The sequence below is a fragment of the Halomonas sp. H33-56 genome, from assembly GCF_040147035.1.
GTDB classification, from domain to species: Bacteria; Pseudomonadota; Gammaproteobacteria; order Pseudomonadales; family Halomonadaceae; genus Halomonas; species Halomonas litopenaei.
The window spans coordinates 110,071-124,821 of record NZ_JAMSHP010000001.1 but is presented as its reverse complement, the minus strand read 5'-3'; the positions used below and the strand labels follow the sequence as shown (position 1 = coordinate 124,821).

Here is a 14,751-nt window from a genome sequence, read left to right as displayed (position 1 = left end):
CGTCTATCGGATGCGCGGAGACCAAGCTTGAGGAGAGACCGATGTTCAATCGAATCCTGGTGGCGGTGGACGGCTCCAAGGGCGCCCTCAAGGCGCTGGAGAAGGCCGTTGGGCTGCAGTACCTGACCGGCGCCGAGCTCTACATCCTGTGCGTGTTCAAACACCACAGTCTGCTCGAGGCCTCCCTGTCGATGGTTCGCCCGGACAAGCTGGACCTGCCCGACGATGCCCTCAAGGAGTACGCCTCGGAGATCGCCGTGCATGCCAAGAACCACGCGGTGGAACTGGGGGTACCGCTGGAAAAGGTGCGCGCCTTCGTCAAGGGAGGCCGCCCCTCGCGCACTATCGTACGCTTCGCCCGCAAGCGCGAGTGCGACCTGATCGTGATCGGCGCCCAGGGCACCAACGGCGACGCCAGCCTGATCCTGGGCAGTGTCGCCCAGCGGGTGTCGGGGTCGGCGCAGTGTCCGACCCTGGTGGTCTAGCGCCACATTCATCACGGCTAGCACAGACGCAGCCGCAACCACAGGCCCGGGTCATGCCCGGGCCTGCCTCGTAGGGGGTAACGCGCGGCGGGTGCGGAACCCTTTTGCCCCTGTTACAGTCACAACAACGACACTCACACTACGGCCAACGCGCCAGCCAAGGATTTCCATGAAGACACTGCTGACTTCCGCCTCCCTGATCGCCCTGCTGGGCGCCGCTCCCATGGCCTTCTCCGCCCCCGAGAGCGACCAGGAAAAGCTTAGCTACAGCCTGGGTGTGACCCTGGGCCAGAGCATCAAGCAAGACGTGGAAGACCTCGACACGGATGCCTTCAGCGAGGCGATCAAGGACGTGTTCGCCGACGACGGCCTCGACATGACCGACGAGGAGATCGCCGCCGCCCTGACCAAGTTCCAGGAAGAGGCCATGGCCAAGCGCGCTGAAGAACAGCAGCAACGTGCCGAAGAGATGGCCCAGCAGGCGGACGCCAACAAGCAGGAAGGCGAGGCCTACATGGCCGAAAACGCCGACAAGGACGGCGTTACCACTACCGACTCCGGACTGCAGTACAAGGAGCTCGAGGAAGGTGACGGCGCCTCCCCCGAGGCCGGCGACACCGTGCAGGTCAACTACGAAGGCAAGCTGATCGACGGCACCGTGTTCGACAGCTCCTACGAGCGCGGCGAGCCGGTATCCTTCCAGGTGGGCCAGGTCATCGAGGGCTGGCAGGAAGCCCTGAAGATGATGAACGTGGGCGACACCTGGGAAGTCGTGATTCCGCCGGAGCTGGGCTACGGCGCGCGTGGCCAGGGCCCCATCGGCCCCAACGAGACCCTGATCTTCAAGGTCGAGCTGCTTGACGTGAACCCCAGCGACGAAGGCTGAGTCGATGACTCACCTTAGTCGTGCCAACGCCAGCCTCCTCGCGGGGCTGGCGTTTTTCGTGCTGGCACCTCAGGCCACGGCCGACTCCCCCGACGCCCTGCCCGCGCTGGGTCTCTCGAAGGACCGTCTGGCCACCATCGGCGTCTCGTCCGGCGGCTACATGGCCGCGCAGCTGGCGGTGGCCTGGCCCGAGCGCTTCGATGCACTCGGGCTGGTCGCCGCCGGCCCCTGGGGCTGTGCCCGGGGCGAGCTGGGAGTGGCGCTGGGTCAGTGCATGTTCACTCGCCTTGGCGACCCCGACCTGGCGGCGATCGACAGCCGCCTTGCGGACTACCGCGAGCTCGATCGCGCGGGTAGCGCTGAATCGCTCGACGACCTCAAGGTGTATCTCTGGCACGGTGAGGACGATGGCACCATCGATCCCGACGTCGGACACGCCGCCGCTCGACAATGGCGTGACTGGCTCGCCGACGATGATCAACTGAAGACGGTGTTTCAGGACGGCGCGGGGCACGGCTGGCCGGCGCTGGACGCCGCTGGCGAGGCGGGCCTGGCCGACTGCGAAGAGGGCGGTGCGCCTTTCCTGCTCGACTGCGGCCTGGACCTTGCCGGCGAGGCGCTGCGCTGGTGGTGGGACGATCTGGCGCCTGCCGGCGAGGCCGACGACCAGTGCCTGCTGGCCTTCGACCAGAGCGAGTTCGACGCCAAGGGACTCGCCGACACCGGCTTTGTCTATCTGCCGAAGCAGTGCGAAAGCGGCGACTGCGCACTGGTGGTGGCGCTGCATGGCTGCCAGATGGGCGTGGACGACGATGAAGGCGCAGCGACGCCATTCACCCGGGCAAGCGGCCTGAACCGTTACGCCAAGAGCAACGACCTGGTGGTGCTCTACCCCCAGGCCGAGGCAAGCCTGGCCAATCCCAAGGGATGCTGGGACTGGTGGGGGTTCAGCGAGAGCACGTGGCAGCGCGACCCTTTGCACGACAGCCGGGACGGCCGTCAGGTCAGCGCCCTGATGCAAATGGTCGATAGACTGCAGGAAGCGCCCTGAGGCAAATGGTCGACAGACTGCAGGAAGCGCCCTGAGGCAAATGGTCGACAGACTGCAGGAAGTTAGTTCAACGCCCGATCCAGCGCCGCCGAAAGCGGCCCCGGGGTCGGCGCGTGCAATACCCGTTCGATGATTTCGCCGCTGGCGTCCACCAGATAGAGCGAGGCCGAGTGATCCACCAGATACTCCACGGCGGATTCCGGCGTCTCGACCTTGCGCCAGACGACGCCGTAGCGCTCGCCGATATCGGCAAGCTCGGCCTGGCTACCGGTGGCGCCGATGAAGTCGTCGCCGAAGGCCTCAAGGTACTCCGACAACCGCTCCAGGGTGTCACGCTCGGGGTCCACCGAAATCATCAACGGCACCACCCGCCGACGCTGCTCTTCGGGCAGTGCCTGGCGCGCCTGGCGCACCACCGCCAGGCTCATGGGGCAGACGTCGGGACACCAGGTGTAGCCGAAGAAGATCACCGCCAGCTGGTCATCATCGAGATCACTCAGCGCAAAGTCGCCCACGGTCGACGCCAGGCGTATCTCACCAGCGACCAGCCCGTCCTGCTCGGCGGGCTGCCAGGGCTTGAAGGTCCACAACAGGGCCGCCGCCAGCATCACCACCGCCGCCAGGACCAGCCCCAGGGTCCGTCGATCGAAGCCGTGTCGTCGTTGCTGCTGTCGTTGCCGTCGAGTCATGGCAGGCTTCGCTCCACGTCCAGATCGAAGGTACTTCCGAGACGCCCACGCGGCGCATCGAAGCTGACCCGGGCACGCCAGGTCATGCGCTCACGGGTGCAGATGCCGAGCTGTCCCACCCCCTGAAAGCGGCCCGGTTCGCCGCCTTGCACGGCGTCGAGGTGGAAGCGATGCTCGCCCATGTCCATGCCGACCCCTTCGAACACCACCCGTACGTTCTGCGCTTCCACGCCGTCGACGCGCACTTCGAGGGGCAACGACTCCAGCGGGCGAATGTCACCCTCCACCGGGATCGCCAGGGTCAGCCGCTCATCCTCCTCGAGGCCGACGCCGCAGGGCCCCTGGTGCAGATCGCAGCCGGGCGCGGCCGGATACCAGGTCGTCTCCTGGTGATCGCCAAGCTCGTAGCGCAGCAGGTACCATAGGGCGATCAGCAAGGTGACCACGGTCACCGTGATCAGCAGGCGAAGCCGAGGACGACGGGCGCCGCGCGAGGCTGGGGACTGGCGCGAATGCATGTCGGAGGGCTGCCTCCAAAGGGAATGGGCGTAGGGTAAGCTTATCAGCAAAACTCCGACGCCCCCTGCGCGACAATGTCGCAGCCGTCAACGCGCGCTTACTCACGCTCGACGGCGCACTATTCTGCCACCGGCCTCGCCCGGACAAGGAACGTACATGGCCTCCATCACTGCGGCCCTGGGCCCGCTTTTTCTGCTTATCCTGCTTGGCGCCGTGCTGGGTGTCGGACGCATCCCAGGCGGGGACTTCTGGGCGCGCATGGAGCGCCTGATCTACTTTCTGCTGTTTCCCGCCATGCTGGTGGCGACCCTGGCCAGGGCGGACATCAGCCAGGTACCGGTGGCCAGGCTCGCCCTGGTGCTGCTGGGCACCATGCTGGTGCTCTCCGCTCTGCTGTGGTGGCTCAAGCCCCGCCTGAATCTCGACGCCGCCGCCTTTACCTCTGTCTTCCAGGGCGCGGTGCGCTTCAACACCTATGTCGGCGTCGCCGGCGCCGCTGCGCTGCACGGTCCCCAGGGCGCCACGGTGGCAGCGGTGGCCCTGGCGCTGATGATTCCCACGGTCAATGTGCTGTGCGTGCTGACCTTTATCGCCGCGGGCACCCTAGGTCGCTCGGGTCTATGGCGCTCACTGCTCGCCCTGGCCCAGAACCCGCTGATCCTCGCCTGCCTGATCGGCATCGGGCTCAATCTCTCGGGTATCGGCCTGCCGGGCTGGTCGGCGGGAACCCTGGAGCTGCTGGGACGCGCGGCGCTGCCGCTGGGGCTGGTGGCCGTAGGGGTGGCACTGCGACCCCAGGCCCTGCTGAGGCGCGATCTTGGCCTGTGGGTCTCGAGCCTGGTCAAGCTGGTGCTGATGCCGGCGCTGGTGCTGGTGCTGGCGTGGTTGCTGGGCCTCGACCCTGTCAGCCAGGATGTGGCGCTGCTGTACGCCGCCCTGCCCACCGCCACCTCCGCCTATATTCTGGCACGCCAGCTGGGCGGTGACGCTGAGCTGATGGCCGGACTGATCACCGCCCAGACCCTGGCGGCGATGATCAGCCTGCCGCTGTGGATGCAGCTGACCTGAGGGGCCAGGCGAGGCTTTATTAAAAAAGATTCTCGTTTGTGTTGACGAAACAAATGAGAATGATTTACGCTGAGGTTGTCGGCGTTGATGAGTCGCCGGCGCCAGATACCAGACATTGCCAGTCGCTATCTGGTTTCTCCTCCTCATTGCTAGTCACGGTCCTTGCGCCGCTTCCCTCTGGAAGCGGCTTTTTCATGGCCGCTTGGTTCAGTCCCGCGGCCAGCGCTCCTTCGCCTCGTTGCTCAAGACGTCCTACCACCGCTTGATTCCGCCATCCCGAGCCTCTGCCCGGTTTCGCCTGCTGTCTTGGCGCCGCCCCTCGCATGCGTCTCCCTTGGCAGAAAGCCAGCGAGTGTGAGCGGACACACTGCCTTAATAAAAAATATTCTCGTTACGCTTGACGAAGAAAATGAGAATGATTTACGCTGAGGTTGTCGGCGTTGATGAGTCGCCGGCGCCAGATACCAGACATTGCCAGTCGCTATCTGGTTTCTCCTCCTCATTGCTAGTCACGGTCCTTTCACCGCTCCCCCGGGAGCGGTTTTCTTTTTTCTGGCCATCGAGGCTTCTGGTCAACCTTGCCCCAAGGCGTTGGCTCCTGTTCGTCGCACCGCTCCCTGCGTCTCACCGCTCTCGTTCATCTCACCCCAGTGCCAGCGGCCTGGCCTCGCGGCTATTCGCAGCCCAGGGGCCTGCACCGCTCAGACGCTGGCGCAAGAGCCCAGCCAGGGCTTCCACCGCCGGCCATGAGGCGGCGGCGATGCGCCGGCTGAAGTACAGGCAGGCGTCACTGGTACCCAGGTGGGGCAGGCCCTCGGCCTCATCCAGCACGCGCATGCGCGGCGTCAGCCGTTGTCGATCGAGGATGCTCACGGCCAGGCCGACTTCCACGGCCTTTTCCACCGCATGGATGCTGGTACTGGTGAAGACCGCGTACCAGTCGCGCCCCTGACTCTCCAGGGCCTCGACCCCGAGAGAGCGGAATGGGCAGTCCAGCGGATGGAGCGCCAGCGGTAACGGCGCCTCGTCGGCGACGCGAAACTCACGGGACGCCGCCCACACCGGCGAGGTCTGCCACAGCGTTTCGCCATTGGTCAGCTGATGCGGACGGTCCAGCGCCACCGCCAGCGACAGCTCACCGCGCTCCAGGCGCCGGGCCAGCTCTCCGCTGGGCGCCGTGACCGCCTCGAGCAGCACATTGGGGTGGCTGGCCAGAAAGTCAGGCAGCACCTGCTCGACCAGATGCGGGGCGTAGCCCTCCGGCATGCCGAAGCGCACCCGCCCGCTGAGTCCCTGTCCGGTCAGTCGCGCCACCAGGCCGTCGTGCTGGCGCAGCAGCTCACGCGCCTCCTGCAGCAAGGCCTCGCCGGCCGGCGACGGCGACACTCCGCGCGGCCCACGGATCAGCAGGCGCGCATCGAGACGCTGCTCGAGGCGCTTGATCTGCATGCTCAAGGCACTGACGGTTCGGTGTCGCAACTCCGCCGCCGCCGCCAGACTGCCCTGCTGGGCCACCGTCACAAAGCTGCGCAGCGCCTCCAGATCCAGCGCCGCTCCCGTGTTCTCGGTCATCGTTGCTCCCCCTATGGCGCCAGACCACCCTACCCGAAGACTTCAACATTATTGAAGTCAGCGTGAAAAACGTTTCGCTACTCGAAAGGCTAGCACCACGGCAGACTGCTCATCCAGCGCTTCATCTATCCAGCGCTGCCGTCATCCACCCGTGCTCAAGGAGGCCCCATGCAGACGCTGCTACCCCGCCTGATCCCCCTGCTCCACCAGCTTCCCCGGCAGCTGGGCAAGCACTCGGGTGCCCTGATGGTCGCCACGGGCTTCGTGGTCTGCTGGAGCAGCGGTTTCGTCGGCAGTCGCATGGCGGTGGACCTGGACGTGCCGGTGATGGGGCTCTATGCCTGGCGCTTTGCCCTGGCAACCCTGCTGGCCTGGATGCTGGTGGTCTGTCGTCTGGGCCATCCGGGGCATCGCCCGAGCTGGCGCCAGGCAGGCCACGAGTTGCTCACCGGTGGTTTGACCGTGGGCGTCTACCTGCTGACGATGCTGGTGGCGGTGGCCGAAGGTGTGAGCGCCTCGGTGGCGGCGCTGATCGGCGCGCTGCAGCCGCTGGCGGCGGCGCTACTGGCACGGCACCTGCTCAAGGAGCGCAGCGACAGCGCACAATGGTGGGGCATGGGGGTAGCGACGCTCGGCGCCATGGCGATGATCGCTGGCGACATGCGCAGCGTCGGCGGCGCCCCCTGGTGGGCCTACCTGCTGCCGCTGGTCGCGGTCGCCGCGGTATCGATCGGCAGCATCCTGACGCCGCCGGCGACCGCCAGGCCCGGCGAGGAGAATGGCGGTGTGGTGTCGCTGTCACTGATCACCCGCCTGGCGCTGCAGCTGAGCGCGGCAACGCTGGTGTTCATGCTGGCGGCGGTGATGCTCGAACCAGGCCTGCCGGCGCTACCTCCGGCGACGCTGGACGCCTGGCTGACCATTGGCTGGCTGGTGGTGCTGGCCACCTTCGGTGGCTACGGCTTCTTCGTGGCGTGTCTGGGGCGCTTCGGGGTGACCCCGACCTCGGCGCTGATCGCGCTGACCCCGGCGGTGACGCTGTTGATGACGCTTTCGCTGTTCGGCGAGCGCCCGGATGGGCTGGGCCTGGCGGGACTGGTGCTGTCGCTGGGTGGCGCCCTGTGGGCGCTGGCGGCCGGGCGACGCGGCCAGGGCCGCGCCGCCGATGCCGGCGTCAGTCGACGCGGCGGAAGATCAGGTCCCAGACACCGTGACCGAGCCGTTCGCCCCGCGCCTCGAACTTGGTCAGCGGACGAAAGTCGGGACGCGGCACATAGGGCGCCGTCTCCGGGGTCGCGGTATTGAGGTAGCCCGGGGCTGCCTCCATCACCTCGGCCATCCATTCGGCGTAGGCTTCCCAGTCGGTGGCCATGTGCAGGGTTCCACCGCTGGCCAGGCGAGTCCGCACCAGCTCGACGAACGCCGGCTGGACGATGCGCCGCTTGTGATGCTTCTTCTTCGGCCAGGGGTCGGGGAAGAACAGCTGCAGGGTGGTCAGGCTGCCCTCGGGCAGGCACTGCTCCAGCACCGCCAGGGCATCCTCGCGGTAGACCCGCAGGTTGGTCAGCCCACGCTTGTCGGCTTCGTCGAGCAACTTGCCGACGCCCGGGGCGTGTACCTCGATCCCGATGAAGTCGGTGTCCGGGTGGGTCTCGGCCTGCTCGATCAGCGAGGCTCCCATGCCGAAGCCGATCTCGACCACCCTGGGCGCCTGGCGGCCGAACAGCGCATCGAGGTCCTGGCGCCCCTGGGCGAGGGTCAGTCCCAGCCGCGGCCAGACTTCCTCGAGCCCACGGGTCTGCGCCTGGGTCATGCGCCCGGCCCGCAGCACATAGCTCTTGATACCACGGCGATGCAGCGGTGCGTCCGGTCCTTCCGGGCCGGTGGTCTTGCCCTCGTCGGGGCGATCTTGGTCGGTCATGATGATGTCTGGGGGCGTGGTGAAAGTGTCAGGGCGAGGAAGCTGAGCAGGAGCGGCAGGCTGGGCCTTGCCGCTCCTGCGGGCTTCAGGCGTTGATGCGGCCGGCGAACGGCGATGACGCCTCGGCGCCGCGACGCGGCATGCGACCGGCGAGAAACGCCTGGCGTCCCGCCTGCACGGCATGCTTCATGGCCTCGGCCATCAGCACCGGCTGGCGCGCGTGGGCGATGGCGGAGTTCATCAGCACGCCGTCACAACCGAGCTCCATGGCCAGGGCTGCCTCGGAGGCGGTGCCGATCCCGGCATCGATCAGCACCGGGACCTTGGCCTGCTCGATGATCAGGCGCACATTGTGCGGATTCTGGATGCCGTGGCCGGAGCCGATCAGCGAGCCCAGCGGCATCACCGCGCAGCAGCCGATGGCCTCGAGTTCCCTGGCGACGATGGGGTCATCACTGGTGTAGACCATCACGTCGAAGCCATCGGCGACCAGCGTCTCGGCGGCCTTGAGGGTCTCCACCACATTGGGATAGAGGGTGTTGTCGTCCCCCAGCACCTCGAGCTTGACCAGCTTGTGGCCGTCGAGCAGTTCCCGCGCCAGCCGACAGGTGCGCACGGCATCCTTGGCGTTGTAGCAACCGGCGGTATTGGGCAGCAGGGTATAGCGCTCCGGCGGCACCACGTCGAGCAGGTTGGGCTCACCGGCCTCCTGACCCAGGTTGGTGCGACGCACCGCGAAGGTCACGACATCGGCGCCACTGGCGGCGATCGCCTCGCCGGTCTCGTCGAAGTCCTTGTACTTGCCGGTGCCCACCAAGAGACGCGAGGAAAAGGCGTGGTCGGCGACCCGCAGCGGGCTGTCCTGAAAGATGTCGGTCATGCTCAAGTCCTTCTCACGAAACGGAACCAGGCCGCCATCGAGCGGCACCTCTAAAGTCGTCGGTATCTACTGGCGGGTGGTTCGCCTCAGCCGCCGCCGATGGCATGGACGATCTCGATGCGATCGCCATCCGCCAGGCGGGTCTCGCCGTGCTGGCTGCGCGGCAGGATGTCCTCGTTGAGCTCGACGGCGATGCGGCGCCCGCCCAGACCCAGGGCGTCGATCAACTCCGCCACGGTCTGCTCACGGTCGAGGGCGTGGGGCTCACCATTTAGCTGAATCTGCATGGCCACCTCATTATCAAGATGTCGCGGGGGCAACATTGTAGCGGCTCGGGCCGCCGCGGGGTACGGTTGAGGGCAGATTCCTCTCTCTCGTCGTCAAGGAGCCTCGATGCCGGATCGTCACTGGTGGATCACCCTCGCCCTGTCCGGCGCCATGGTGGTGGCGCTCGGCGCCTTCGCCGCCCATGGCCTCGACGGACGCCTGCCTGAGCGTCTGACCGCCGCCTTTACCACCGGGGTACGCTACCAGGCCTGGCACACCCTGGCAGGCCTGGCGCTGCTGGCCTGGCGGGCCCAGCAGCCGCTGGCCGCCCAGCTGACGGCACTGAGGCTGTGGTCGGCAGGTATCCTGCTGTTCTCGGGTTCGCTGTACGCCATGGCCCTGGCCGGGCTCTACGGCGTCGGGCTCGGCCCACTGGGGCTGATCACACCGCTCGGCGGCGTGCTGTTGCTGCTTGGCTGGCTGGCGCTAGCCTGGGGACTATGGCGAGCCCGCGTGTGAGATAGCCTCTCAGTCGTTATCGGGCAGTACGTAGGTCGCCGTCACGTGCGCCACCGGCGCTTCGTCTCCGTCGGAGAACAGCTCCACCTCACCCACCGCCAGGCGGCGTCCCAGCTTGATCAAGCGGGCGTTGGCGATCAGATCGCGATCACCCCGGGCGCGCCGTAGAAAGTGGCAGTTGAGGTTGCTGGTGACCGCCATGGGCTCCGGCCCGATCTGGGCCAGGATGGCCACGTACAGGCAGACGTCCGCCAGTCCCATCATGGTCGGGCCGGAGACGCTGGCGCCGGGCCGCAAGTGTTCATCCTCGATGGCCAGGCTCATGGTGGCCCGCATCTCCGAGACGGCTTCGATGGTGCCCATGCGCTGGGGAAAGACGTCGTCCAGAAAATCCTCGATGGCGGCGGCGGTCATCACGGTCATGGTTCTCTCCCTGAAGGCAATCCGGCTCGTGATAGCTTCACCATAACTCAAGCCCGGATACGACGCCTCAACGCCCTCGCTGCTGTGGGCTTTCCCCTCGACACAACGACACACCCCCGGGGAGTCCCGGGGGTGTGTCCAGGGAAACGCCGCCTGGATCGCGGCGTTTGCTTGGCGTACTCGGTGGCGTCCCGAGTGTGTTACTTCGCCTTGTGGACCTGACGCCAGTGGTGCAGCAGCGGCTCAGTGTAGCCGGCCGGCTGCTCACGCCCCTTGAAGATCAGGTCGCTGGCCGCCTGGAAGGCGGTGGACTTGTCGAAGTCAGGGCTCATCGGGGTGTAGGCCGGGTCGCCTTCGTTCTGACCGTCCACCACCTTGGCCATGCGCTTGAGCGTCTCTTCCACACGCGCCGCGTCGACTACGCCGTGGTACAGCCAGTTGGCAATGTGCTGGCTGGAGATCCGCAGGGTAGCGCGGTCTTCCATCAGGCCCACGTCGTGGATGTCAGGCACCTTGGAGGCGCCGACGCCCTGCTCGACCCAGCGCACCACGTAGCCGAGGATGCCCTGACAGTTGTTGTCGAGCTCCTGCTGGATCTCGTCGTCGCTCCAGTCGGCGGAGGCGACCACCGGCACGGTCAGCAGCGCCTTGAGCAGATCATCGCGCTGCTCGCTTTCGTCCAGCTCCTCGAGTTCGCGCTGGACCTGGGCCACGTCGATCTGGTGGTAGTGCAGGGCATGCAGCGCTGCAGCGGTGGGAGACGGCACCCAGGCGGTGTTGGCGCCCGACTTGGGGTGGCCGATCTTCTGCTCGATCATCGCCGCCATCAGGTCCGGCATGGCCCACATGCCCTTGCCGATCTGGGCGCGTCCGCGCAGGCCACAGGCCAGTCCGACCAGCACGTTGCTGCGCTCGTAGGCCTGAATCCAGTCGGCACCCTTCATGTCGCCCTTGCGCAGCATGGGGCCCGCCTCCATGGCGGTGTGCATCTCGTCACCGGTGCGATCGAGGAAGCCGGTGTTGATGAACACCACCCGGCTGGTGGCCTCGTTGATGCAGGCCTTGAGGTTGACCGAGGTGCGGCGCTCCTCGTCCATGATGCCCATCTTGAGGGTATTGCGGGCCATGCCCAGCAGGTCTTCGACACGCCCGAACAGGGTGTTGGCGAAGGCCACTTCCTTGGGACCGTGCATCTTCGGCTTGACGATATAGACGGAGCCGGTGCGAGAGTTACGCGGCTGATCGTCACCCTTGTTGAGGTCATGCAGGGCGATCAGCGACGTCATGATGGCGTCGAGAATGCCCTCGGGCATTTCGTTGCCGTCGGCGTCGAGCACCGCCGGGTTGGTCATCAGGTGACCCACGTTGCGCACGAACAGCAACGAGCGTCCCGGCAGGGTCAACTCGGAACCATCCGGCGTGACGTAGTCACGATCCGGATTCAGGCGACGGGTGAAGGAACTGCCGCCCTTGGCCACCTCGGCGGTGAGGTCACCCTTCATCAGGCCCAGCCAGCTGGCGTAGACGCCCACCTTGTCCTCGGCATCCACCGCCGCCACGGAGTCTTCGCAGTCCATGATGGAGGTCAGCGCGGCTTCCACCACCACGTCCTTGACGTGGGCCGGGTCGGTCTTGCCGATGGGGTGGCTGTCATCGACCTGGATTTCCAGATGCAGGCCATGGTGGGACAGCAGCACGGCACTCGGCGCGGAGGCGTCGCCCTGGTAGCCCACCAGCTTGCCCGGATCCTTCAGGCCGGTCTCGCGGCCGCCGTCCAGAGACACCACCAGGTGGCCATCGCGCAGGAAGTACTTGACCGCGTCACGGTGGGAGCCGGTCGCCAGCGGTGCCGCCTGGTCCAGCACATTGCGGGCGTAGGCCACGACCTTCTCGCCGCGCTTGGGGTTGAAGCTCGAGCCCTTCTCGCAGCCATCCTCTTCGCTGATCACGTCGGTACCGTACAGAGCGTCGTAGAGGCTACCCCAACGCGCGTTGGCGGCGTTCAGCGAGTAGCGTGCGTTGTTCACCGGCACCACCAGCTGGGGGCCCGCCTGGGAAGCGATCTCGCGATCCACGTTTTCGGTGGTCACCTCGACCTTGGCCGGCGGATCGACCAGATAGCCGATTTCCTTGAGGAAGGCCTGGTAAGCGGCCATGTCGTTGACCGGCCCCGGGTGCTCACTGTGCCAGGCCGAGAGTTTCTGCTGCAGCGCGTCGCGCTCGGCCAGCAGGGCCTGGTTGGTCGGCGTCAGGTCGTGGAAGATGGCATCGACGCCCTTCCAGAAGGCATCGGCATCGATCCCCGTGCCAGGCAGCGCCTGTTCGGTGATGAACTGGTCCAGCTCGGCGGCCACCTGCAGGCGATGGCGAGAAATGCGTTGCGTCATTGGGTCTAGCTCCTCGTTGGGCCTTGGGTGCCCCCCTGGCACCTTCCAGCCGGACAGGGGAAAAGGTGACTGCTCCAGAATGATTTTGTGGAAAATCATTCCATTTGTAAACCGAAAACCCCGCTCTACCGCTCAAGGCTAGACCAAATGATGAGCTGTCGAGGGCCTTGTCGATTGGGAAACAGTGGTGCCGAACTCGCTGGGTCGCTAGCATGGAACAGGCAAGGAAGCCCAGACAGGAAGGTGTTGACGTGTGCTGGCGACTCCCTCATCTGACGCCGAAGGCCATACCTCCATGGCACAGGTGAGCAACGACGGCCTCCGGACGGTGTCAGAAGAAGCAGGTGGCCAACGATCGGTCAGGGTGCAACCAGGCGCAGGGTGATGACGCTACCCTCCACGCCATCTGGCCGTCCCAGCACAACCGAGTGCCGAGCAACGCACGCCACCGCCCCTTCCCAGCGGAGGACGCTATGACCGACTACACGCCCCTTGAGACCATCGAACGGCTGACCCCGGTGGCAAGACAAGGCGAAGGCTTGGTGGCGACAGCCGCCCCGGCCATGGCAACGACCCTTGAACGCTATCTGGCGCACTATCGGCTCGATGTCCTGCTCACCGAAGGGGTAACGCTGCACGCGGGTAATATCGAGACGCCACGCTTCCGCCTGTGGACTCAGGTATGGCGCCCGCCCCGCCCTCGGGGCACCGCGGTGGTGGTTCACGGCTACTACGACCACCTGGGCCTGTACCGCCACCTGCTCGAGCTGCTGCTGGAACTCGAGCTCACGGTGGTGCTGTGGGATCTGCCGGGACACGGGCTGTCCAGTGGGGATCGTGCCGACATCGACGACTTTGCCGACTACGGCGACTGCCTGCGTACGCTGCAGCAGCACCTGAGCGAAGCCGGCCTGGCCCAGGGACCTTGGGTCGGCGTCGGTCAGAGCACCGGCGGCGCCATCCTGGCCACCGATGCCCTGAGCCGGGGCGATGACGGCCACTGGTCGGCGCTGGTGTTGCTGGCGCCCCTGGTCAGACCCTGGGGCTGGACCCGAGCAGCCTGGGTCCATCGCCTGGTCAGCCCCTTTGTCTCCAGCGTGCCGCGCAAGTTTCGGGCGAACACCAATGATGACGACTTCGCCACCTTTCTGCGCGAACAGGACCCGCTCCAGCCCGTGCGCCTGCCCACCGGCTGGGTCAGCGCCATGCGCCGCTGGATGCCCCGCCTGATGCAGCTGCCCCCGTGCCAGCTACCGACCCTGATCCTGCAAGGCGAGAAGGACCTGACGGTGGACGGGCCCTGGAATCTGGCGGTACTCGGCAAGAAGTTTCCCGGCGCGCACATCTGCTGTCACCCGCAAGCCCGCCACCATCTGGTCAACGAGGCCGAGGCCATCCGCCTGGACCTTTTCGCCGAAGTGCGCCAATTTCTGGAACAACAGCTCAGTGAAGGGCCTCTACCGAAAAGGATGTCATCTCAATGCCCAGACGCTTGACCCGACAGACGGTACACCGCGCCGGCAGCCACTCCTCCTTGCTGCCCTGGCTGGCGCTGGTGCTGCTGGTCTGGCTGGCCGGCTGTGCCAGCGCCCCCGAGCGCCCCGAGACGCTGCGCCAGGCGCTGCTGGGCCTTGGCCAACAGGCGGCCGAGCGGGTCGCCGAGGCGCCGGCCCTGGCAGGGGAAACCCTGGCCGATCAGGTGCTGCTGCTGTCCCCGCCCAAGGTCGACGAAAGGCTGGAGCTTGGCGTCGGCCGCGTCCAGGAGAGCCTGACCCGTGGCCTGCTGGCGATCGACGACGGCCCCCAGGTGCTGGACTGGCAGCCCGGTGATACCCCCGCCGCCGATACCAATCAATGGCTGGTCGACAGCCGACTGATCGCCGATGGCCCACGCCTGACGCTGTCTGACCGGGAGCTTCTGCCCTACCGCTTCGAACTCCGCCTGCGCCGCCCCGGCGACGGTGCCGCGCTGTGGTCCACGGTCATCAGCGGCGCCTTCGACGCCGACGCGCTCTAGGGCTTGCTGAAAAGTGCCTGCGCTCGTCAACTTCTCGGGCGAAGCCTGGACCCGGGCAGGCGCTATG

At 66.6% G+C, this 14,751-nt stretch carries 15 protein-coding genes and 1 pseudogene; 8 read left to right on the top strand and 8 right to left on the bottom strand.

Features of this window, described 5'->3' with window-relative positions; all coding sequences use genetic code 11:
• The first annotated feature begins 41 nt into the window (after positions 1-41).
• The 3 genes from NFH98_RS00590 to NFH98_RS00580 all read left to right on the top strand — a co-directional run bounded on the left by NFH98_RS00590 (position 42) and on the right by NFH98_RS00580 (position 2,422).
• Positions 42-485 carry a universal stress protein gene (locus NFH98_RS00590; protein WP_045993922.1) on the top strand — a complete coding sequence of 148 codons (444 nt, stop codon included), beginning with the start codon at positions 42-44 and terminating at the stop codon, positions 483-485.
• 169 nt (positions 486-654) lie between these two features.
• On the top strand, positions 655-1,371 hold the full coding sequence (gene bamJ / locus NFH98_RS00585; RefSeq protein ID WP_045993921.1) for a BamJ family beta-barrel-assembly machinery protein: 717 nt from the start codon (positions 655-657) through the stop codon (positions 1,369-1,371).
• Between the two features lie 4 nt (positions 1,372-1,375).
• Entirely contained in the window at positions 1,376-2,422 is a 1,047-nt protein-coding gene (locus NFH98_RS00580; protein WP_348827395.1) for a PHB depolymerase family esterase, read from the top strand.
• 62 nt (positions 2,423-2,484) lie between these two features.
• On the opposite strand, the gene NFH98_RS00575 is transcribed toward NFH98_RS00580, so the two are convergent.
• On the bottom strand, positions 2,485-3,111 hold the full coding sequence (locus tag NFH98_RS00575; RefSeq protein WP_260425393.1) for an SCO family protein: 627 nt from the start codon (positions 3,109-3,111) through the stop codon (positions 2,485-2,487).
• Positions 3,108-3,629, bottom strand: a complete 522-nt coding sequence (locus tag NFH98_RS00570) for a hypothetical protein (protein ID WP_124805042.1) — start codon at positions 3,627-3,629, stop codon at positions 3,108-3,110. The genes NFH98_RS00575 and NFH98_RS00570 overlap by 4 nt, the downstream gene beginning before the upstream one ends.
• Positions 3,630-3,786: 157 nt before the next feature.
• Here NFH98_RS00570 and NFH98_RS00565 point away from each other — a divergent pair, with 157 nt between their 5' ends.
• Complete coding sequence (locus NFH98_RS00565) at positions 3,787-4,698, top strand: AEC family transporter (protein WP_108131876.1); 912 nt, start codon at positions 3,787-3,789, stop codon at positions 4,696-4,698.
• Between the two features lie 642 nt (positions 4,699-5,340).
• On the opposite strand, the gene NFH98_RS00560 is transcribed toward NFH98_RS00565, so the two are convergent.
• Positions 5,341-6,270: a LysR family transcriptional regulator gene (locus NFH98_RS00560; RefSeq protein ID WP_045993916.1), complete on the bottom strand. Its 930-nt coding sequence runs from the start codon at positions 6,268-6,270 to the stop codon at positions 5,341-5,343.
• 168 nt (positions 6,271-6,438) lie between these two features.
• Between NFH98_RS00560 and NFH98_RS00555 the strand changes: the two are divergent.
• Positions 6,439-7,386: pseudogene (locus NFH98_RS00555) on the top strand (DMT family transporter); the annotation flags it as partial.
• A 58-nt stretch (positions 7,387-7,444) separates the two neighbouring features.
• On the opposite strand, the gene trmB reads toward NFH98_RS00555, so the two are convergent.
• The 3 genes from trmB to thiS form a co-directional block, all read right to left on the bottom strand.
• Positions 7,445-8,191 (bottom strand): tRNA (guanosine(46)-N7)-methyltransferase TrmB, encoded by a 747-nt coding sequence (trmB, locus tag NFH98_RS00550; RefSeq protein ID WP_045993958.1) that lies wholly within the window; start codon positions 8,189-8,191, stop codon positions 7,445-7,447.
• Positions 8,192-8,276: 85 nt separating this feature from the next.
• Complete coding sequence (locus NFH98_RS00545; RefSeq protein ID WP_045993915.1) at positions 8,277-9,071, bottom strand: thiazole synthase; 795 nt, start codon at positions 9,069-9,071, stop codon at positions 8,277-8,279.
• An 86-nt stretch (positions 9,072-9,157) separates the two neighbouring features.
• A complete protein-coding gene (gene thiS / locus NFH98_RS00540) occupies positions 9,158-9,358 on the bottom strand; it encodes a sulfur carrier protein ThiS (protein ID WP_181248714.1) in 201 nt (66 codons plus the stop codon).
• A 106-nt stretch (positions 9,359-9,464) separates the two neighbouring features.
• Here thiS and NFH98_RS00535 point away from each other — a divergent pair, with 106 nt between their 5' ends.
• Positions 9,465-9,857 (top strand): DUF423 domain-containing protein, encoded by a 393-nt coding sequence (locus tag NFH98_RS00535; protein ID WP_222568042.1) that lies wholly within the window; start codon positions 9,465-9,467, stop codon positions 9,855-9,857.
• A gap of 9 nt (positions 9,858-9,866) precedes the next feature.
• Here the strand turns inward: NFH98_RS00535 and NFH98_RS00530 are convergent, their stop codons facing one another.
• Complete coding sequence (locus tag NFH98_RS00530) at positions 9,867-10,280, bottom strand: PaaI family thioesterase (RefSeq protein WP_045993913.1); 414 nt, start codon at positions 10,278-10,280, stop codon at positions 9,867-9,869.
• 200 nt (positions 10,281-10,480) lie between these two features.
• Positions 10,481-12,667: a malate synthase G gene (locus NFH98_RS00525; protein ID WP_348827394.1), complete on the bottom strand. Its 2,187-nt coding sequence runs from the start codon at positions 12,665-12,667 to the stop codon at positions 10,481-10,483.
• A gap of 473 nt (positions 12,668-13,140) precedes the next feature.
• On the opposite strand from NFH98_RS00525, the gene NFH98_RS00520 reads away from it, so the two are divergent.
• Both NFH98_RS00520 and NFH98_RS00515 read left to right on the top strand, forming a co-directional pair.
• Entirely contained in the window at positions 13,141-14,163 is a 1,023-nt protein-coding gene (locus NFH98_RS00520; RefSeq protein WP_052704447.1) for an alpha/beta hydrolase, read from the top strand.
• The gene (locus tag NFH98_RS00515) at positions 14,148-14,684 is read left to right on the top strand and encodes a hypothetical protein (protein ID WP_348815130.1); all 537 of its coding nucleotides are present in this window, start codon (positions 14,148-14,150) and stop codon (positions 14,682-14,684) included. The genes NFH98_RS00520 and NFH98_RS00515 overlap by 16 nt, the downstream gene beginning before the upstream one ends.
• Positions 14,685-14,751: the final 67 nt, after the last annotated feature.